Source organism: Grimontia sp. NTOU-MAR1, from assembly GCF_035758505.1.
Classification (GTDB): Bacteria; Pseudomonadota; Gammaproteobacteria; order Enterobacterales; family Vibrionaceae; genus Enterovibrio; species Enterovibrio marinus.
On the sequence record NZ_CP142108.1, the window covers coordinates 861,798 to 880,925 of the forward strand.

Consider the following 19,128-nt stretch of genomic DNA (forward strand, 5'->3'; position numbering starts at 1 on the left):
CCTGAATACGAAGCTTAATTGGCGTTAACAACGTCAAAAATTATTTTGGGCGGCTTGATGCCGAAAGGATGCACACGCCAAAGCACGGTGTAAGAACCTGTCTGTTGAATAGCGCCATCTGGGGTGTTAATGGTCAGTACATAGTTACCGGTTTCGACCACCTTCCGAAATCCAGTACGAATGATTTCAATCGGTTCCAGTTGAAGGTTGTCGACGCCTTGCTCAAAACCAGCACGCCAAGCCTGAACAATGTTATCTCGATAATGTACGGACGGATTCTGATCCAACTTCAAGGTGGCCGTTTTAGCGTAAAAATGACCCAATTTTTCAGCATCTTTTTGATTGTATGTTTCCTGAAATACTTGGCTGGCGTTAGTCACTTGCCCGACAGGATCCATAGGTTTTATCCATCTCTGTTCCGATGCCGAGACAAAGCCAGAAAAGACGAAAAAGAAACTGGTGATGACGATAAGAAATTGCTTTTTTTGTAGCAAGGACATGATAGCTCTCCGCTGGTTATTTAACGTTCTTTTCGAGTTTAACCAGCGTTAAAGGTGGTGGGCGATGACAAGAAATACCTAAATCAGGGATGTTAGGATGCTAAGTTACTCAGATAGAAAAACGCTAAAACGAGATTTATTAGATAGACGCAGAAAATCTCTGGATGGAGCCACTCAAGACGCTATCGCTCATTTGATTCTTGAACTTGATGATCCCAATGCGATGCTCAATATCGCTACCCGATTTATTGGCGAACGCCTAAAGGCAAACCGCGTTGATGCTGGCTTATCTTCACGTAAAGAGCGCAGCTACAACCCAACCAATGAATATAGCGATGCGACAGGAGAGTTACCGTCAATGATTGGTGCTCGGATCCCTAATCGACACTTGTCGATGCAAACCATATGGAAATCAAACGTCCCTATTCCGTTTCATCATGTTCAATCCAACCCCTTATTGAACGGTCTTCATGATGCATTGGCTGAAGCCGAAGCAGTATCTATGATCGCCGTATCGGTAAAGGTTCCAAAAAAGGATCTCGCGGTCTTGTGCATAGACCAATGTGATGGCTACCGAATTTGGACCCCAAAAGAAACGGAATACATTTACCAATTTTCCAATACCTTTCTGGCTCCACTGCTCAATGCAAGCAGAAGCTCTGCGGTCACTAAAAATTGCCTGGTAACGAAAGCTGAATTGCAGGCTGTCAAACTCGCCGCGGAGGGAAAAAGTTATTCGCAGATCGCCGATAAACTCCATAAATCGCAGCGCACCATCGAGAACCAATTAAGAAGCGCCAGAAAGAAAACTGGCGCACAAAATCAAACGGACCTTGTACGCCGTTGCATTCACTGGTTCTGAATACGGTCAGCTGGGATTTGGGCTCAAGCTTTCAGAAACGGATTCTTCCTTACACATCCGGCTGAGAATGTTAGTCAACCGCTCTTCATTCAATGGCATCGCATTACCTTTGATTGAACTCAACTTCATTGCCCTTGTCACAACATCGTTAAATACGGATTCACAAAGCCCATATTGGCAAAGCAAAGGTAATTCCAAACGCTTCAAAGTGCGCTGTACCCAGACAATGCCATCACTGGGCTCCGCGTTCATTCTCCCAGTCAGAATGCAGGCCAACTGCCGGTAACGGTTTAGCAAAGTAATACGTCCCGCTTCGCGCGCGGCAAGAACATTCTCAGCCATCACATAAGGGGCAAGTTGGGCTGTGATTACGCCGTGTGGAGCATCCAACACCGCGCCCAATACCGCCGCCAAACCATGTGCTGAGCCCAATTTAGCGTTGGACTGCGCCATGCCACCCAACATAGAAGCAAACGCCATGTCAGCCCGGGCTTTCGGGTCATCGTCTTCGCAGGCATGAATAATCGCAGGGGCTAGCCGGCGCAGGCCTTCTTCGCAAATCATGTCCGTCAGTGGATTCGGCTCACTGCAGACATAAGCTTCCATCAAATGAGTGAACGCATCCATGCCACAACGAGCAGAGAGCGATTTTTCTGCGCCATAAGTGAGGGTTGGGTCGATAATAGCCACATCAGGGATCAGATCAGGGCTTCGAATTGCTGCTTTCACTTTTTCCTGTGCGGATATCATAACGGCATTTCTGGTAACTTCAGAACCGGTCCCAGCGGTCGTTGGAATTGCAATACAAGGCAAAGGCTTAGCAGTGAATGGCAGAGCCCGGCCGACGACTTCCACATAGTCGTAAACACTGCCTTGGTTTGGAATAAGCGCAGAAAGAGCCTTGCCAACGTCCATGACGCTGCCCCCTCCTATAGCAATCACCATATCAGGTTTAAACAAACGCCCTGCCGCGGCCATTTCTTCCACCATGGCAATGAGCGGTTCATCATGAACAGCCAGACGTTGATACCGAATGTTTTGCTGGGAAAGATAAGTGAGCAATGGCTCTGCGCGTTGGTCGTCCCGTCCTGTCACGACAAGCGCACTGTATCCGTAGTTATTGAATATAGAGAAGGAATTGTTGAGAGCGCCTTCACCAAAAATAATCCGCGTTGCGGTCATAAATTGAAACATCGCACCTCCCTGGATCTGATAATTAACGAAAAGCAGATCCTTAAACCGAAAAATCCACTACTCAATTTACGCACTTGAGTGAGTATAAAATTGATACAAAGCAGAGACTGGGAGGTTAAAGCTTCAACGTTTTAAACATGTGCAGCCCGAATCACAACCTTTGAAAGGCATCATTGGAATACGATTTTCTATTGATAGATAATTTCGATTGAATTAAGAGACAAAACCTTCTTTTAACTGCCAAGAGCTTAAGGCATAGTTATCGCCAGTCAGATGATGAAGCCGCGGGACAGCATCCCTTGCACACGGCACCATCCAATCAAATTTAATAAGAAAGGAAATGATTATGTTCGTGGTTATTTTTGGTCGCCCTGGTTGTCCATTCTGTGTTCGTGCAAAGGATCTTGCTGACAGACTGAAAGAAGAGCGTGAAGATTTCAACTACCGTTATGTAGATATTCACGCCGAAGGTATCAGCAAAGCGGATCTTGAGAAAACCGTAGGTAAGCCAGTTGAAACCGTGCCACAAATCTTTGCCGACCAAGTGCATGTTGGCGGTTTCACAGACTTCGAAGCTTACGCAAAAGAAAATCTGGGTCTGTACCAGTAATTTCTTTTAGATTTCCTTGGAAGAGCCGGCAAACTTGCCGGCTTTTTTATCGTTAAAAAACAGAAAGCTGATAACAAAGTAGGCTTTAATATTTTCCATAAGCAAAGTAGGCAAAATTTAATACTATTTTTCATGCGAGTTTCCATTACATTTCATTGCAAATGCGTATAATGGCGCCCCAGAATTTCCCTTTGACCCGTGCGCGGATTACTGTTCAGTGAACATAGACGTCTACAACCTGCTTGTTAATAACGACATCCTCCTCCTTTTCGTTGTCTTGGCTATCGGCCTTACCATTGGCAAAATCAGAATCGGCAGCTTCCAGTTTGGTAATTCTATTGGCGTTCTTGTGACGGCACTGTCTTTCGGACATGCTGGCTTTTCATTCAGCCCAGAAGCCTTGAATATTGGCTTTATGCTATTCATTTTCTGTGTAGGTATCGAAGCTGGCCCAAACTTTTTTGGTATCTTCTTCCGCGACGGTAAATCTTATCTACTACTGGCACTTATCGTGCTGGCTGCTTCCGTTGGCATTACCTTGCTAATGCGTTATCAATTCGGCGTAGATGGCAGTATCGCAACTGGCATGATGGCAGGTGCCATGACGGCAACGCCAGTTCTTGTGGGCGCGAAGGATGCGCTTAATGCAGGGCTTGCTGGTAGTTTCACACCAGATCAACTAGCGGGGATGATTGATAACCTGAGCGTGGGCTACGCATTGGCATATCTGGTGGGTTTAGTGAGCCTGATCGTACTCGCGAACTTTATGCCTAAACTGCAAAAGGAAAACCTTGAACATTCTGCACAGAAGATTGCAATGGAGCGAGGCCTGGGCAACTCTTCCCAGCGTAAGGTTTATCTACCCATTATTCGCGCTTACCGTGTTGGTCCAGAGCTGATTAACTGGGTGGATGGTCGCAACCTTCGTGAACTGGGTATTTATCGCCAGACGGGTTGCTACATCGAACGTATCCGCCGTAACGGTATTCTGGCTAACCCAGATGGTGACGCCATTTTGCAGGAAGGCGATGAAATCGCACTGGTAGGTTACCCAGACAGCCACGCCCGCCTCGACCCTTCTTTCCGAAACGGGAAAGAGGTATTCGATCGTGACCTACTAGACCTCCGTGTGGTTGAAGAAGAAATCGTGGTAAAGAACGATGCCATCATCGGTAAACGTTTGTCAGATTTGAATCTGTCTGAATATGGCTGTTTCTTGAGCCGTGTCGTTCGTGCTCAGATTGAAATGCCTATGGATCACAATATCCTGCTGTCTAAAGGAGATGTACTCCAGGTAAGTGGCGAAAAACGTCGAGTCATGGGGCTGGCAGAGCGAATCGGTTTTATCTCAATTCACAGCCAGGTTTCAGACATGTTGGCATTCTGCTCTTTCTTTATCTTTGGCCTGATCTTCGGCTTGATCACCATGACTTTTGGCCAAATGACACTGGGCTTGGGTAATGCATCGGGCCTCTTGATAGCTGGGATTTTACTGGGCTTCCTGCGTGCGAACCACCCGACCTTCGGTTATGTTCCTCAAGGTGCTATCAACATGTTGAAAGAGCTAGGGCTGATGACCTTTATGGTCGGTGTTGGTCTGAGCGCAGGTGGCAATTTGGTAGAATACCTACAGCTTATGGGGTTCACCATTATGTTTGGCGCATTGGCGGTGAGCGTGGTGCCAGTGATACTGGCGTATCTGGTTGGTGCGTACATTCTGAACATGAACAGAGCGCTCCTGTTTGGCGCTATTATTGGTGCGCGAACTTGTGCGCCAGCCATGGACATGATCAACCAACACGCACGCAGTACCATCCCCGCCTTGGGCTATGCAGGTACCTACGCCATCGCGAACGTTCTGCTAACCTTCGCAGGCACCCTACTGGTTATTCTGACCTAAACTTATGTGCCTTGTCATATATCTGGTAAGGCAGTCAGCTGAGATTCAGTGAACAGACGGTAAACTGTTCGCTGAGTCATCCACAACCCCTGGTCAATTATCTTCTCTTACTTGTCTGCAACAAACCCGAAGGTTGCTCAAATAAGTGCAAGGTTTTGCACGTCATTTTCTATAGGCTGAAATAAAAGTATTACAGATTGAGGTAACGGTTTATGCGCATTCTCATTGTCGAAGACGATCCATTGCTGAGTCATCATTTGAAAACGGAGTTATCAGAACTTGGGCATCAGGTGCATTGTGCCAAGACAGCGTCTGAGGGGCTATTCGTTGCAAAAGACTATCCAAACGATATCGCTATCGTTGATTTGGGACTACCTGACCGAGATGGTCTCAGCCTTATTCGCGATATTCGTCGAGCCGAAATCCGTATGCCTATCCTTATACTGACTGGCCGCGCAAATTGGCAGGACAAGGTCTCTGGCCTCGATGCCGGCGCTGATGACTATCTGGTAAAGCCATTCCAGAAAGAAGAATTAGTCGCCCGACTCAATGCCTTGGTTCGCCGAAGCGCTGGTTTCGTCAAGCCAGAAGTTAAAGCAGACAAGATTTCTATCGATCTACTGGCGAAAAAAGTCTGTATCGATGGTACGCCTTTAGAGCTCACTGCTTTTGAGTACGATTTGCTGGAGTATCTCATCCGTCATAACCGCCAGGTCATATCAAAGCAACGCCTTTTGGATGTGCTCTATCAAGATCAGGAAGGCGACCCGAACACCATTGAAGTCATGATGAGCAGACTTCGTAAGAAGCTGACTCAGGCAGGACAAGAAAACCCAGTTTCCACTGTTCGCGGTCAAGGCTATATCTTCGAATTGCAGGTTGCCTGATATGGCACGGAGAATAATGCCTCAGATCCACAAACGGGTTATTTCCACTTCGATAGCTATCATCTCCATGTTCTCGCTATTGATTGGCTTTCTGATCAATCAGGTTTACGTAAAAAACTATGTCGCCATGTACTCGTCAGAATTGGTGGCTGAAGTACCTCATATTGTCGGCGAACTCCGCCGGGACAACATGCTGGAACTTGGTCAGAATGCACCCAATTATGATCAACCTATACCCGAAGCTAAACACTCGGATTATTTGGCATTTATCTGTGAGCAAGATGGTTCAGCGTCTTGGATGTCTTATGAAGCACGAACCAGTGGTATGAGTGACATTTGTTCGTACGTCCCTTACTCCATGAGAGAGCCGGACATGATTTACTATAAGGATGATCCTTATGTTGTTCATGTGATTTCAGAGGCGACTTACTCTACCAATCAACTCTTTATTGTAGTGCATGATATCACCTCACAATTGGAACAGTTTTCTAAGATAAAACGACAAATTTGGTTCTATGTTGGCTTGGCCTTTCTGGCTGCGACCGGTTTATTGTATGCCGCTTCATACTGGAGTTTCAGCCCGCTTAGGAAACTAGCAGATGAGCTGAATGAGATAGCGGAATCACGCCGTGAAACGCTCGATTTCGATTACCCTAAAGAGCTAGAAGATGTGACTGATGCACTAAACAGAATGATCACTCTCCGAAAAGATCAGACACAGCGCTATCGCCATGCGATGGATGACCTTGCCCATAGCCTGAAAAGCCGTTTAGCTGCGACGAATGCGCTGCTGGATGACGGTTCGTTAAGCCGGGAAGAAATGAGTAAACGCATCGTAGAGCAGGTCAGCCAGATGGATGACATGGTACAATATCAGTTGAAACGTGCGCTGGTCGGCCAACGTGGCTTGGTGCATGAGAAAACTGAATTGCTGCCAGTCATCAACAGCTTGGCCGGTATGTTCTCCAAAGTCTATAGCGACAAGCCGGTTAATGTCACCTTGCATCTTCGGGAGCAACCCTCTCTGCCGCTGAATAAAGCGGATCTGACAGAGCTGCTGGGTAACCTGTTGGAGAATGCCTTCCGTTTCTGTATCAGTGAAGTGCGAATCTCAAGCCAAGTTACGCTAGATCACTACGTATTGACTGTAGAAGACGATGGACTTGGGGTGGCTGAAACTATGCATGAGTCGATTTTCCAGCGCGGTGTACGTGCCGATCAGTTGAATCCCGGAACCGGGATCGGCTTGGCGGTTTGCGATGAAATTGTAGAAAGTTATGGTGGTAAGATTCGCGTGATCGAATCTGAGTTGGAGGGCGCCGCTTTCATTATGACCTTCTCCAAAATGCAGTAATTTTGCACGGGAAAAAACCAATCAATCACGTAGCCAGGCATTCTCTTATTTGAATTTCTTTGTTAATTAGCAAAAATGAAAGTACAAAAAAGGCCACACTCGCGGCCTTTTCAATGAATTTTCAATTAATTGTCTGCGTTCAGCAAGTCGTCTTTTGCTGCCAGTAGGTATTGGTACATAGACCAGTAAGTCAGCGCGGTAGCAATATAAAGCGCTGTATAACCCACATAAATAATCCACTCGCTGTCACGCCAAAGCAACATGGTTAGCGCAAACATTTGCGCAGCAGTTTTGAATTTACCCACCCAAGAGACTGCCACGCTCGCACGCTTACCCAGTTCCGCCATCCACTCACGTAAGGCAGAAATGATCACTTCACGGGCAATCATAGTTGCCGCTGGAATCGTCACCCATATCGAATTGTAGTGCTCGACGATAAGTACGAGGGCAATCGCAACCATCACTTTATCAGCAACAGGATCTAGGAAAGCCCCAAAGCGCGTGGTTTGGCCCAGGGTTCGTGCGAGATATCCGTCCAACCAGTCAGTCGCCCCGGCGATAACAAAAATCAGAGCAGCAGCGAAAGCTGACCATTCATAAGGTAGGTAAAACGCGATAACAAAAACAGGGATTAATGCGATACGTATAAGGGTCAGGATAATGGGGATATTCAGTCGCATACTTATAATACTTTGTGAGTGACGGCTTATGTTGCTTGAAAGTCATTGCTGTTGCAATGATGAATGAATTTTCTCGGCCAAAACACGGCTTATGCCCGGTACCTTGGCGATTTCTTCAACAGAAGCTCGTTTAAGTTCCTGGATTCCACCCATGTATTTCAGTAAAGCCTGACGACGCTTTGGCCCTACGCCTTCGATTTCCTGCAACACACTACTTTTTCGTGCTTTAGCACGTTTCGCTCTGTGACCGGAAATCGCGTGGTTATGGCTCTCATCGCGGATGTGTTGAATAAGGTGAAGCGCCGGTGAATCAGACGGCATAGAAAACTCTTCGCCCGTCACTTTGATTAAAGTCTCCAAACCCGGGCGTCGTGTGGTGCCTTTTGCCACACCCAGCATCAGGGGATGTTTCGGCCAATCAGCTAGAAGTGGCTTGACGACTTCCCAGGCGCGGTTCAGTTGCCCTTTGCCACCATCAATCAAAATGATGTCTGGGATCTTGTCCGGATCAACTTGCTTGCTATAGCGGCGCTCCAACACTTGTGCCATTGCCGCATAATCGTCACCTCCGGTAATGCCCGTGATATTGTAACGACGGTATTCCTGTTTCACTGGGCCATCTTGGTTGAACACCACACAGGATGCGACAGTTTGCTCGCCCATGGTGTGGCTGATATCGAAGCATTCCATACGCTTGACCGATTCAAGTTCAAGTGCTTCTGACAGCACACTGAACCGGTTATGAATGGTCATTTTGTGATTAATTTTGCTGGTGAGCGCCGTTGCAGCGTTAGTTTGTGCGAGTTTGAGGAAACGTGCACGTGCGCCGCGAGGCTTGCACTGCAAGTTCACTTTACGGCCGGCTATGTCTGACAGGGCGGTAGCCAGATCGGCCAACTCATCACCCAAATCCTGGCCAATCAAAATACTGGTTGGAATGGTGTTTCCCTCAGCTTGCTTCACGTAAAACTGCCCGATAAAGCTCGATACCAGCTCATTCACATCGGTATCAGCCGGCATTTTCGGGAAGTAACTGCGGCTGCCCAGCACCTTACCCTGACGAAGGAAAAGTACGTGGATGCATGCCACGCCATTTTCTATCGAAACCCCGATAGCATCCAGATCGTCATCGCTGTCTTGTGAAACAAACTGTTGTTCCTGAACACGCCGAAGAGCCTGTATTTGGTCGCGATATTCTGCCGCTTTCTCGAACTGTAGCGACTGACTCGCACCTTCCATTTTCTCCACCAGCGAAGCGATAACCTGACGGTCTTTGCCTTGTAGGAACAAGCGGGTGAAGTTAACCAGCTCATCATAATCTTCATCCGCAATAATGCCTTTAACACAAGGGCCTGCACAGCGCTTAATTTGGTACATCAAACATGGGCGGGTACGGTTGGCGTAAACGGAATCTTCGCACTGACGGATCGGGAAAATTTTCTGGAGTAAATAGAGGCTTTGGCGGACCGCACCTGCATCAGGAAATGGACCAAAGTATTCACCTTTACGCTTTTTCGCACCACGATGCACGGAAATTCGCGGATGTTTGTTTGCAGAAAGGAAAATGTATGGATAAGACTTGTCATCACGCAGTAGCACGTTATAACGCGGTAAATGCTGCTTGATGAGATTGTGCTCGAGGATCAACGCTTCCGTTTCACTGTGCGTGATCGTCACTTCGACATTGGCGATATTTTTTACCAATGCACGGGTTTTCTCTCCAGACACATTGGTACGGAAATAGCTGGAAAGCCGCTTCTTGAGAGATTTGGCTTTACCGACGTAAATGATCTCACCCGAAGCGTCCATCATTCGATAAACGCCGGGTTTGTCAGAGACTGTTTTTAGGAAATTTTTGGCATCAAACACAGCGAACAGAAGTTATTAAAGCGTTTCTGTGTCTAGCATACCATGACGAATCGCAAGATGGGTCAGTTCAACGTCACCATTGATACCTAACTTACTAAAAAGACGGTAGCGATAGCTGTTGACTGTCTTCGGGCTCAGATTGAGCTGCTCTGAAATGTCAGTCACTTTCTGGCCTTTCGTAATCATCATCATGATTTGGAGCTCACGCTCAGAAAGGTTTTTAAAAGGGTTCTCCTGTGCAGGAGAAAACTGACTCAACGCCATTTGCTGTGCAATCTCTGGTGAAATATAGCGTTGTCCGCTATTCACCGCACGAATTGCGTTAACCATTTCGCTCGCACCCGCACCTTTGGTTAGGTAACCAGCAGCCCCAGCTTGCATAACTTTAGTTGGAAATGGGTTCTCTGTATGAATTGTAAGAACAATAATCTTAGCGTCTGGGTTGTATCGTAGGAGCTTTCGCGTCGCTTCCAAACCACCAATTCCAGGCATATTCATATCCATCAAGATAATGTCCGCATGATTGCTGCGACACCACTTGACTGCTTCCTCACCGCTTTCGGCTTCCCCTACCACTTTGACACCACGCTCGTCTTCAAGAAGACGGCGTATCCCTGTGCGAACCAGCTCGTGATCATCTACAAGGAAAACACTAATCAAGCTTGTTTCTCCACTATGATTTTGGCTCGCCATGCGCCGGGATGGCGCTCGACTTTCGATGCATATTACTTGAGTTTAACCTAACAATAAAAGAGCGAACACATTGATTCTGTGTAAGAGAGCATGTTTTTATAGCTAATCAGTCATATTTTCAACAGCATGGTATCTTAAATTAGTCTTTGTTAACGATTCGGCAGAAAGTTTTCCATTAAGTACAAAACGTTACTATCTACAACCAGTTTTCAATTTTCTATCCGAATATCTAAAAAGCGCGACACACAGATATTCTTAATCGGCATACTTTATGCTTTTTGTTTCATCCATTATCGTTTACTTACACATTTAGTTAGTGAAATCTTGCTTTTGAAGCCAAGTTTTCCCTAACTCACTATGGTTACTGCAACGTGGTAAGGAGTATATTCTCAACATGAAGCTAGGCATTTTACTCTGCGACGATCACTACCCCGATTCTATCGCGAAGTACGGACATTATGATGCTGCATTCAAGCGTATGTTTCAGAGCAGCAGTATTTCAGCATTCAAAAGCTACCGTTGTCACGAGGAAGAATACCCTTCCTCCCCTGGCGATTGCGACATTTGGCTAGTGACAGGTAGTAAGTGGGGCGTTTACGATACTGACCCGTGGATTCAGGTGGTCGCTCAGTTTGTCCGGGATTGTGATGACGCCAACCAGCCAATGATTGGCATATGTTTTGGGCACCAGCTTATCCATTACGCACTGGGTGGATGTGTAGAAAAGTCCGAAAAAGGCTGGGGAATAGGTGTCTATGCCGTAGAAACACTAAACCAACCAACCACTTTGAACACCAAGTTCACCGGCACATTAAACTTGATTGCGTGTCATCAGGATCAGGTTATTGCTCCTGCAAACGGATTCGAGGTAGTTGCGGGCTCAGACTTTTGTCCTGTCGCCATCACCCAAAAATCAAAAACAACACTGACAATGCAATGCCACCCTGAATTCACGTCGGATTTTCTTACTCAGTTGATTGAACGTCTTCGCGATAAGGCCGGTGACGAGGTTGTCAACAAGGCGCTCAACTCTCTAGAAAATTTGGGGGAAGGAGACCGCAAGCAGGCAATTTCGTTGATCTTTAATTTCTGTCGTATCCAACAAGAATAGGTTCTCCATAAATATCCTAAAATCAGAAGCAGTTGTGGCGATGCGCGCAGGAATCGCAATTTCGTATTCTCATTCTGCAACCCAAGATGATACTCCGTATTCCATACCGTTTTATCTCTATGAATTAATAAGTTATTTATTCTGGCATCTTAATTGCTCCTTGATGCATATAAATCAAAAGGAGTGTTAATATGATCAGAGCCTCAACCCTAAATCAACCGCTTATCTTTGTAGGAGCACCACGTTCAGGGGTGACATTGATATCAGATATCGTGATGCATCATGATGAAATCTGTTGGCTTGATGAGAGCTTTGAAAAGCATCCCAAATCTGATTTCCAACACCGCCTTTTTAAACGTAAATGTGCGTTCCGAAACAAAGCGCTGCAAGACAACTCATTTTTGGGCTCGCTGGCACGAGAGTTCTCTCCTGTGCCGTCAGAGGTTATGAATTTCTGGGATGACTATACCCGAGAAGAAGTCGATTTTTATCGTGGCTTTGCCAGAGGTAAACACGCCACGCCAGTAGAAATATCCTCCATCAGGGAGATTCTCAGCCGTCGCATTGAGCTCTCTGGCCGAAGCCGCCTTGCATTGCGATTTACGGGCCCCTCGCGCCTTTGTTATCTGAACAGTCTTTTCCCGGATGCTAAATTTGTACATATTTGCCGTGACCCAGCCTCGACAGTGCATTCCATGATTTCAACAGAGGAGTGGGAGTATCAAGGTAAAAACCTCCTGTGGTGGCGCGGCGCTTACTCATTGCAGGAACTTGCTCAATACGACCGCCTGCGCGGTCATGCTGTGGCAGGAACGGCATTCCAGCTCAACAAACTCATTCAAACCACCATGGCCGAAGCAACAGAGCTAGATTTAAATATGTTATCTGTAAATTACGAGGATTTTGTGGCCACGCCAGAGCGGATCGTCGATAAGATTCTTGATTTCGCTGAGCTTCCTACCAATGAAATGATCGATGCTGCACTAAAACAGAGAGAAATCAGATGCAGTAACAAAGTCCTAAAAATGCCAGCTACCGACGTCAACACCGTGTACACATGGTGTCCAGGAGCATATAACCAAACAACCTGAAGATGCTCGCATGCAGAAGTCGCCAATGCGTTTTATGCATGGCTAGTTTGCATCGAATTCATTTGCTTCATGCCTTGAATATCCCTACCTTACGCGCTCTTTGCGTTTAGCTTTGAGGCACTATGTTTTCACAATCGCTTTTTGCCCAGCTTGTCAGATGGTTACTGGTACTGACAGTCACTCTGGTGAGCGTTCAATATTGCACGCCTTTACAACGCGCTTTTACGGATTACGCCGTAGGTGGCGGATGCCATCAACACCATCAAATGAATAATGAACACCAGACCCACAGGTCTCACTCAATAAAATAAACAAAGGTATATTAATGAGTATCTTCCGTTTCCCGCCGCTCGTATGGTTGGGGATAGGGATTTTGATTATCAGCCTAGGGATCAGGCAATCTTTTGGTATCTTTATGATGCCTATCACAGACACTTTCCAATCAGGCAGAGAATTTTTCAGCCTTGCTATTGCCCTTCAAAACCTTATGTTTGGACTTTTCCAACCTTTCGTGGGCATGGCTGCGGACAGATTCGGCGCTAAGCGTATCATCACTATGGGTGGTGTTGCATACGCATTGGGTCTTTACCTGACTTCCGTTGCAACCGGAACCGGTGTGCTGCACGTCTCAATGGGTGTGTTGATTGGCTTAGGCCTAAGTGCCACAAGTTATGTCATTGTGTTAGGTGCAGTTGCCAAAGTAGTGCCAGCAGAGCACACAGCAAAAGCCTTTGGTCTAACAACAGCCATGGGATCGTTCGGTATGTTCGCCGTTATCCCAGGCGCTCAGTCGCTGCTCGCAAACTACGATTGGCAAACTGCCATGCAGGTGTTTGCGATGTTCTGTACGCTGATGATCGCTTTTGCAGTTTTCATGAAAACCGCGAACCCTTCTTCATTAACAGGCGGACAGGCGGAACCAGAACAAACGCTGAAAGAAGCAATGGCTGAAGCATTTCGTCATCCCGGTTATTGGCTGATCCATGCTGGTTTCTTCGTCTGTGGCTTCCAAGTGATGTTTATCGCGACTCACCTGCCGAGCTATATCGCAGACAAGGGGTTGCCGGGAAATACCGCTGCGATGGCATTAGCCTATGTCGGTATCTTCAACATCTTTGGCTCTTATTTCTGGGGCCTAATGGGTGACCGATTTAACAAGCGCTATGTGATGACATCGCTTTACCTAATGCGCTCTGTCGTTCTGACACTTTTTATCACCGTACCTTTGACGACACATACAGCGACAATCTTCGGCGCTGCAATTGGCTTTTGTTGGTTAGGCACAGTGCCACTGACATCCGGTTTGGTGCGCCAGATCTTCGGTCCACGTTATATGTCGACGCTATATGGGATGGTATTTTTCACTCACCAAATCGGCAGTTTCATTGGCGCATGGGTTGGCGGACGTGTGTTCGACTACTACGGTTCTTATGAGCCAATATGGTGGGCAACTATCGTTCTTGCGTTCGCCGCTGCGCTGATCCACTTGCCGATTAATGACAAACCTGTTGTCCGCCCTGTATTGCAACATTCTTAACTCAAAACCGGGTCATTAAGGCCCGGCTGCCCCCTTAAAAGTATCGAAAATTCAAATGCATTTCGCGCTTGCTCAAACTTTTGTCACTTTGCGTTGGGATATTGACGCAGCAAATGCTAAGTTTTTGTTAAGACTGGCTTATGTCACTCTCATATACAACTGCAGAAAGTCGACGTCTCACACTGGGGTGAATAAATGGGAAAACTGACGACGCATGTTCTGGATACCGCAAGTGGGAAACCTGCAAATGGTGTAAAAATATCGCTCTACCGAATAGACGATGAAGGCCTTCAGCCACTGGCTACGACCATCACGAATAATGATGGCAGAACTGATTCCCCGCTTATTGATGAAGGGTTACTCACTTCAGGTCAATATCAGCTTGTCTTCGCTACCGCTGCCTACTTCAGAAATACCAATACGCTGTTGGAAACTGTACCTTTTCTTGACGAAATCGTGATTCGGTTTGGCGTTTCTGACCACAATCAGCATTATCACGTCCCACTACTTGTTTCCCCTTATGGGTATTCAACGTATCGAGGAAGTTAAAAAGAATTCATAGGAATTAAAAAAGCCAGCCTTTTGGCTGACTTGTTCTTACGGGGTTTGTTTATCAATTAACTGGTTCTGCTATTCGCTCAGGATTGGATAAGCTTCCGTGTAAATCCAGTCGTTGGCTTTTGCCGGTAAATGGCAACCAAGACAATCCGTCTTATAATCAGCAGAAGCATTCTTGTTCAAGTCGTCCGTTTTGAACAGAGCCCAGCCCCAGCCATCACCCCACGAACCATTGTCGGAAAAGCGGCCTTCGCCGTCTTTCACCATGACAAACCATTGTTTGAGATCAGCGGTTTCATGACTAACACCAGTACCGGTTGTGTAGTTACCCGTATTATGAGCACGCAACTCCTTAACGAGGGTCGCACCGTCTGGGAATTTACCGTTCTTGCGAAACGCTTCCACTGCTTCTTTTTCAGTGTAAACACCATGGAAACCGCTTGCACCGCCTTCAGGAACAAACCAAGATCCTAAATGGACCATGTTCGTTCTGAAATCTTTGGGGAAAGCGATATTTCCTTTATCATCTACGTAAGGTGAAAACGTATCATTTGCTACTACGGCAAATGATGCACTTGCTGTGAGCAAGCAGACAAGAAACGCCTTCTTCATATAATCACTCCTCTATACGGTCGAGTTATTTGAGGCTAGAGCTATATCCGCCAGTGGCCACCTCACCTTTCGCTTTACCAGCACGTAACACAGGGTAATACTGGGTGAAAACAAAGTCATCGGCTGCTGACGCTTGGTGGCAAGCGTTACAGGCTGCGGCAGGAAAAGCCTTTGCCGTATCGGTCAATGCGCTATGATCTGGCGTTGAAAAGCTGTAGTAAGACCAATTACCTGGCTCATCCGGGTTCAGGCTTTTACTCTTAATAGTGGCTTCAAGACCTATGTAATTCCCCTGAAAATAGCCATTGCCACTCACAGCCGCTTTACTACCAACACTCACAAGTTCTTTGATGATGATAGTCCCATCTCTGAACTCTCCCTTTTCCTTCCAAACTGCCCAGCTTTCTGGGTCGATATACACATTGTGATGCTCAGGGAATGCGGCTTTGCCATTATTCATGTCGTTAGGCGTAACTGGTGTACCTACATATACCCACTCGCGATATCCCTTAGGGCGTTGTAGCTCTCCATCTTTAACAGTGAAGTAGTCCTTGGCGATAGCAGCTGTTGAAACGAACCCACTTATACCCATTACCGATGCTAGGATTAGAGGTATGTACGTATTTGCATTTGTAATATTTTTTACTTCCATTTTCTCACCTTAATTACAGTTAAAACTCTCAATAGGAGAGCATTGAGCATCAGTCTAGGCTAAATTAGCAATCACCATTATCTCATAGGGAATCAGATCAGTGCCTCAGGGAATCAAAAGCGAAGAAACCTTTAGTTATCTCTCAGATGTTTTTGAAAATCTTAGATTTAGAGGGAATATCTTTTTCAGTTCTGACCTGAGTGCGCCATGGGGAATAACGTTGGAGGAGAGAGGTTTCCCGAGGTTTCACATCGCACTGAAAGGCAGTTGCTTCGTGGGGCTGGATAATGCTGAACCTCTACATGCTAATGAGATGGATATCTTCCTGCTCCCCAGCGGAGATGCACATTGGTTAGCGGATTGTCCGGAGAACGAAAGAACCTTGAGCAGCGTTGCTGAAGACGCATGCGAACTGGGTATGCCGCTATTTCAGGAAGGGCCAACCACTCACACGCTAATGTGCGGTCTTATCATGTTCGATGCCGGTTTAAGCCATCCAATTATTGATGCGTTACCACCGATTATTCACCTAAACAACATCGCACACGACAGCACTATCTGGCAGGTCGTCATCTTGATTAACAAGGAAATAGCGGAGCATGGATATCGTAAAAATGCTATCGTCGACAAACTTACGGAAGTGCTATTTTTGAAGATAATGTCTCATTTCTTAATCGAAAGTGAAAAAACTTCAGTTTTCTGAGAGCTGTAAAAGACAAACGCATTCATCAAGCTCTCATGCTAATGCATCATGAACCTGGAAAAGACTGGACGCTTGAAGAGATTGGGCGTCAGGTTGGCATGTCGAAAGCGACACTGGTTCGCCATTTTCAGGATGCGTTAGGTATGGCACCCATCGCCTACCTTAGCCACTGGCGTCGCTTAAAAGCATATAATGCGCTGAGATATACCAAAGATCCGATAGACAAAATTGCACTGTCGTTAGGGTTTACTTCTGGAAGAACTCTCAGCAGGGCACTGGTGAGGGAATTGGGGATGACGCCTACTGAAATCAGGGCACACGATGAATAGCGTGCCCTTCCAGTTACGCTTCGGACTAAAAATTTAAGCTCCAACCAGACGGAATTCCTTTTTCCTCTAGCGCCTTGAGAGCTTTTTGCTTGTCCTGTTCAGTGACATAGTTGAAACGAGCACTAAACGATGATGAGCCTGATGCGTCATACTCACTTTTACCCACGAATGTCTGGCTTGACACTGTGACTGTGTTTGGCTCCACATCAAAATAAACATTAGCGCGTTTTACAATATAAGACCGGCCACCGTTGAAAACCCGACGATAGTTAGCATGACATTTGAATTCATCAAACATGTACTCTCCAGGCTCTAAATCAGTGATTAAACCGTAAGCGGGTTTATCGTAAAGATAAATCTCTCGTAGTTCGCTTTTATCGAGCTCATCTGGAGTGCGGAATACCTTCTTAACTTCAAACGATATAGACCGACACGGATATTTTTTACTTTCCGATGTGTTTTCCATGTTAACGGGAATGACAACAGCTCCTGTTCCATTTGCAAGCGGCAAATTTTCTGCGGTTTTTGGTATCCCTGAACAACCAATTACACTCATGGCCACTGACGAAAAGAGTATCACCCTAAGTACTTTTATTTTTTTCATTTGTTTGCTCCTTGCATTAACAAAGCAAGGGTAGCTTAAAACTTGACACCTCAGCGTCTTAAATTGAAGACAAAAAAGGAGCCTGGCGGCTCCTTTTTTGTCTAACTCTTTCTATTACTTGCGGTCTTGGTCGAAGTCACCATGGAAGTGCTCGTGATAAGCCACTTCACATGGGATAAACTTTAATTAATAAAATGACAGTAAGAGAAGAATACATGAACGACTTATTAGTTACTCTTAAACAAATACTATAGCTGGGCTTGAACTGATAATTAAAAAGGTTTAGTAAGAATTACAAAGTATTAAAATTAAATTTTTCATTTGATATATTCGCGTCTCGGGCATCCTTAAATTCTAACTGGAAAACTGGTATACAAGATAAGTTAGCCTGACTAATATAACTTCGCCCGCATGATGTGTTGCGGGCCGATAGGACCGTCTAAGTAAAGTTCCCCAGTATCTTCAAATCCACCCTTTAGGTAAGTGTGATAGGCAGCTTTATTTTTACAATTCACAGTGAGATAAACCCATTCATAGGTCGTAAACTCTTCACTAATTGAATTCGCTATTATAGAAACCGCCTTTTTACCAATTCCCTTCCCTTGATATCTTCGATCAATAGCAAAACTTCTGAGCCCCACTCCGGCATTTTTTTCGCCTAATACTTCCGAGGAGAAATTATCATCTATTTTAAAATATCCTACTAGAGTATTATCCGAAGAAATAACAAACCTGAAGATATTCTTCTTGGTATCAGAGACAAAGTTCTCTGGTGGTGACGTAAACTTCACTTGTTCTTCCGCCAACAAAATAGCAAGTACGCTTATCTCATCTTCTTGTTTGAATTTCCTTATCGCTATCATTTTAAAACCTGTGAGTTTATATCTTTCAGAATGTTAGTACATTGTATCTACGTTTTGTTTATAGATATCAGGATGCCATACTTGCATCAGTAATTGAGGGTTTTCTATTGGCGTAAAACCATACTTTTCATACAGACCATGTGCATCCCGCGTCGCAAGCATCACACGACGGAGCCCTTGAAGGTCTGGATGTGTAACAACGTTATCTAGCAATACACTGGCAATCCCCTCTCCTTGACGATCTTCAACCACGAAAACATCTCCAAGATATGCAAACGTCGCCTAATCGGTGATCATTCGAGCAAAAGCAACTTGAGTCCCCAATCCATCAAACACACCAAAACATAGTGGATGCCTAAGGGCCTTTTCCAACGTCGCTCTAGGTATACCTTTTGCCCAATAACTCTCAGATATCACCTGATGAATAAGGTCTAAGTCCATCCCTTCTAAATCATTGGATACTCGATAGCTTTTCACGATATCTTCCTTCATCTTTTTAAAAATAGGCCATACTCATTC

The 19,128-nt window shown here is 45.8% G+C and carries 20 protein-coding genes and 1 pseudogene; 11 read left to right on the forward strand and 10 right to left on the reverse strand.

The annotated features are described in order from the left end of the window. Window positions 1–14 precede the first annotated feature (14 nt). On the reverse strand, window positions 15–500 hold the full coding sequence (locus tag VP504_RS03915; protein ID WP_325893043.1) for a YybH family protein: 486 nt from the start codon (window positions 498–500) through the stop codon (window positions 15–17). 97 nt (window positions 501–597) lie between these two features. On the opposite strand from VP504_RS03915, the gene VP504_RS03920 reads away from it, so the two are divergent. Next, window positions 598–1,362 (forward strand): response regulator transcription factor, encoded by a 765-nt coding sequence (locus tag VP504_RS03920; RefSeq protein WP_325893044.1) that lies wholly within the window; start codon window positions 598–600, stop codon window positions 1,360–1,362. A gap of 6 nt (window positions 1,363–1,368) precedes the next feature. On the opposite strand, the gene VP504_RS03925 is transcribed toward VP504_RS03920, so the two are convergent. Beyond that, the gene (locus tag VP504_RS03925) at window positions 1,369–2,556 is read right to left on the reverse strand and encodes an iron-containing alcohol dehydrogenase (RefSeq protein WP_325893045.1); all 1,188 of its coding nucleotides are present in this window, start codon (window positions 2,554–2,556) and stop codon (window positions 1,369–1,371) included. Between the two features lie 346 nt (window positions 2,557–2,902). Here VP504_RS03925 and VP504_RS03930 point away from each other — a divergent pair, with 346 nt between their 5' ends. The 4 genes from VP504_RS03930 (at window position 2,903) to VP504_RS03945 (ending at window position 7,307) form a co-directional block, all read left to right on the forward strand. Further along, entirely contained in the window at window positions 2,903–3,166 is a 264-nt protein-coding gene (locus VP504_RS03930; RefSeq protein WP_325893047.1) for a GrxA family glutaredoxin, read from the forward strand. Between the two features lie 217 nt (window positions 3,167–3,383). After that, a complete protein-coding gene (locus tag VP504_RS03935; RefSeq protein ID WP_062712708.1) occupies window positions 3,384–5,066 on the forward strand; it encodes an aspartate:alanine antiporter in 1,683 nt (560 codons plus the stop codon). Between the two features lie 212 nt (window positions 5,067–5,278). Continuing rightward, window positions 5,279–5,953 carry a response regulator gene (locus VP504_RS03940; protein ID WP_325893048.1) on the forward strand — a complete coding sequence of 225 codons (675 nt, stop codon included), beginning with the start codon at window positions 5,279–5,281 and terminating at the stop codon, window positions 5,951–5,953. Between the two features lie 16 nt (window positions 5,954–5,969). After that, window positions 5,970–7,307 carry an ATP-binding protein gene (locus VP504_RS03945; RefSeq protein WP_325893049.1) on the forward strand — a complete coding sequence of 446 codons (1,338 nt, stop codon included), beginning with the start codon at window positions 5,970–5,972 and terminating at the stop codon, window positions 7,305–7,307. 125 nt (window positions 7,308–7,432) lie between these two features. Here the strand turns inward: VP504_RS03945 and pgsA are convergent, their stop codons facing one another. The 3 genes from pgsA to uvrY all read right to left on the reverse strand — a co-directional run bounded on the left by pgsA (window position 7,433) and on the right by uvrY (window position 10,516). Then, window positions 7,433–7,987 carry a CDP-diacylglycerol--glycerol-3-phosphate 3-phosphatidyltransferase gene (gene pgsA / locus VP504_RS03950; RefSeq protein ID WP_325893050.1) on the reverse strand — a complete coding sequence of 185 codons (555 nt, stop codon included), beginning with the start codon at window positions 7,985–7,987 and terminating at the stop codon, window positions 7,433–7,435. Between the two features lie 42 nt (window positions 7,988–8,029). Then, window positions 8,030–9,799: an excinuclease ABC subunit UvrC gene (gene uvrC, locus VP504_RS03955; RefSeq protein WP_325893051.1), complete on the reverse strand. Its 1,770-nt coding sequence runs from the start codon at window positions 9,797–9,799 to the stop codon at window positions 8,030–8,032. Between the two features lie 72 nt (window positions 9,800–9,871). Beyond that, a complete protein-coding gene (gene uvrY, locus VP504_RS03960; RefSeq protein WP_062663114.1) occupies window positions 9,872–10,516 on the reverse strand; it encodes a UvrY/SirA/GacA family response regulator transcription factor in 645 nt (214 codons plus the stop codon). 427 nt (window positions 10,517–10,943) lie between these two features. On the opposite strand from uvrY, the gene VP504_RS03965 reads away from it, so the two are divergent. From VP504_RS03965 to uraH, 4 genes are all read left to right on the forward strand, one after another. Beyond that, the gene (locus VP504_RS03965) at window positions 10,944–11,660 is read left to right on the forward strand and encodes a glutamine amidotransferase-related protein (RefSeq protein WP_325893052.1); all 717 of its coding nucleotides are present in this window, start codon (window positions 10,944–10,946) and stop codon (window positions 11,658–11,660) included. A gap of 191 nt (window positions 11,661–11,851) precedes the next feature. Beyond that, the gene (locus VP504_RS03970; RefSeq protein ID WP_325893053.1) at window positions 11,852–12,751 is read left to right on the forward strand and encodes a sulfotransferase; all 900 of its coding nucleotides are present in this window, start codon (window positions 11,852–11,854) and stop codon (window positions 12,749–12,751) included. Between the two features lie 325 nt (window positions 12,752–13,076). After that, on the forward strand, window positions 13,077–14,288 hold the full coding sequence (locus tag VP504_RS03975; RefSeq protein ID WP_325893054.1) for an MFS transporter: 1,212 nt from the start codon (window positions 13,077–13,079) through the stop codon (window positions 14,286–14,288). Between the two features lie 195 nt (window positions 14,289–14,483). Continuing rightward, a complete protein-coding gene (gene uraH / locus VP504_RS03980) occupies window positions 14,484–14,837 on the forward strand; it encodes a hydroxyisourate hydrolase (RefSeq protein WP_062712694.1) in 354 nt (117 codons plus the stop codon). Window positions 14,838–14,918: 81 nt separating this feature from the next. Here the strand turns inward: uraH and VP504_RS03985 are convergent, their stop codons facing one another. Together VP504_RS03985 and VP504_RS03990 are read right to left on the reverse strand one after the other, a co-directional pair. After that, window positions 14,919–15,458: a cytochrome P460 family protein gene (locus VP504_RS03985; protein ID WP_325893055.1), complete on the reverse strand. Its 540-nt coding sequence runs from the start codon at window positions 15,456–15,458 to the stop codon at window positions 14,919–14,921. A gap of 25 nt (window positions 15,459–15,483) precedes the next feature. Next, the gene (locus VP504_RS03990; protein ID WP_325893056.1) at window positions 15,484–16,050 is read right to left on the reverse strand and encodes a cytochrome P460 family protein; all 567 of its coding nucleotides are present in this window, start codon (window positions 16,048–16,050) and stop codon (window positions 15,484–15,486) included. 160 nt (window positions 16,051–16,210) lie between these two features. Here VP504_RS03990 and VP504_RS03995 point away from each other — a divergent pair, with 160 nt between their 5' ends. Continuing rightward, window positions 16,211–16,813 (forward strand): cupin domain-containing protein, encoded by a 603-nt coding sequence (locus VP504_RS03995; protein ID WP_232314472.1) that lies wholly within the window; start codon window positions 16,211–16,213, stop codon window positions 16,811–16,813. Between the two features lie 41 nt (window positions 16,814–16,854). Continuing rightward, window positions 16,855–17,142, forward strand: a complete 288-nt coding sequence (locus tag VP504_RS04000; protein ID WP_232314471.1) for a helix-turn-helix transcriptional regulator — start codon at window positions 16,855–16,857, stop codon at window positions 17,140–17,142. 25 nt (window positions 17,143–17,167) lie between these two features. Here VP504_RS04000 and VP504_RS04005 read toward each other — a convergent pair whose 3' ends face one another. From VP504_RS04005 to VP504_RS04015, 3 genes and pseudogenes are all read right to left on the reverse strand, one after another. After that, window positions 17,168–17,746, reverse strand: coding sequence for a hypothetical protein (locus tag VP504_RS04005; protein ID WP_325893057.1), 579 nt, complete (start codon window positions 17,744–17,746; stop codon window positions 17,168–17,170). 392 nt (window positions 17,747–18,138) lie between these two features. Further along, window positions 18,139–18,609 (reverse strand): GNAT family N-acetyltransferase, encoded by a 471-nt coding sequence (locus VP504_RS04010; protein ID WP_325893058.1) that lies wholly within the window; start codon window positions 18,607–18,609, stop codon window positions 18,139–18,141. 33 nt (window positions 18,610–18,642) lie between these two features. Beyond that, window positions 18,643–19,086, reverse strand: a pseudogene (locus VP504_RS04015) (GNAT family N-acetyltransferase). Between the last annotated feature and the right edge of the window lie 42 nt (window positions 19,087–19,128).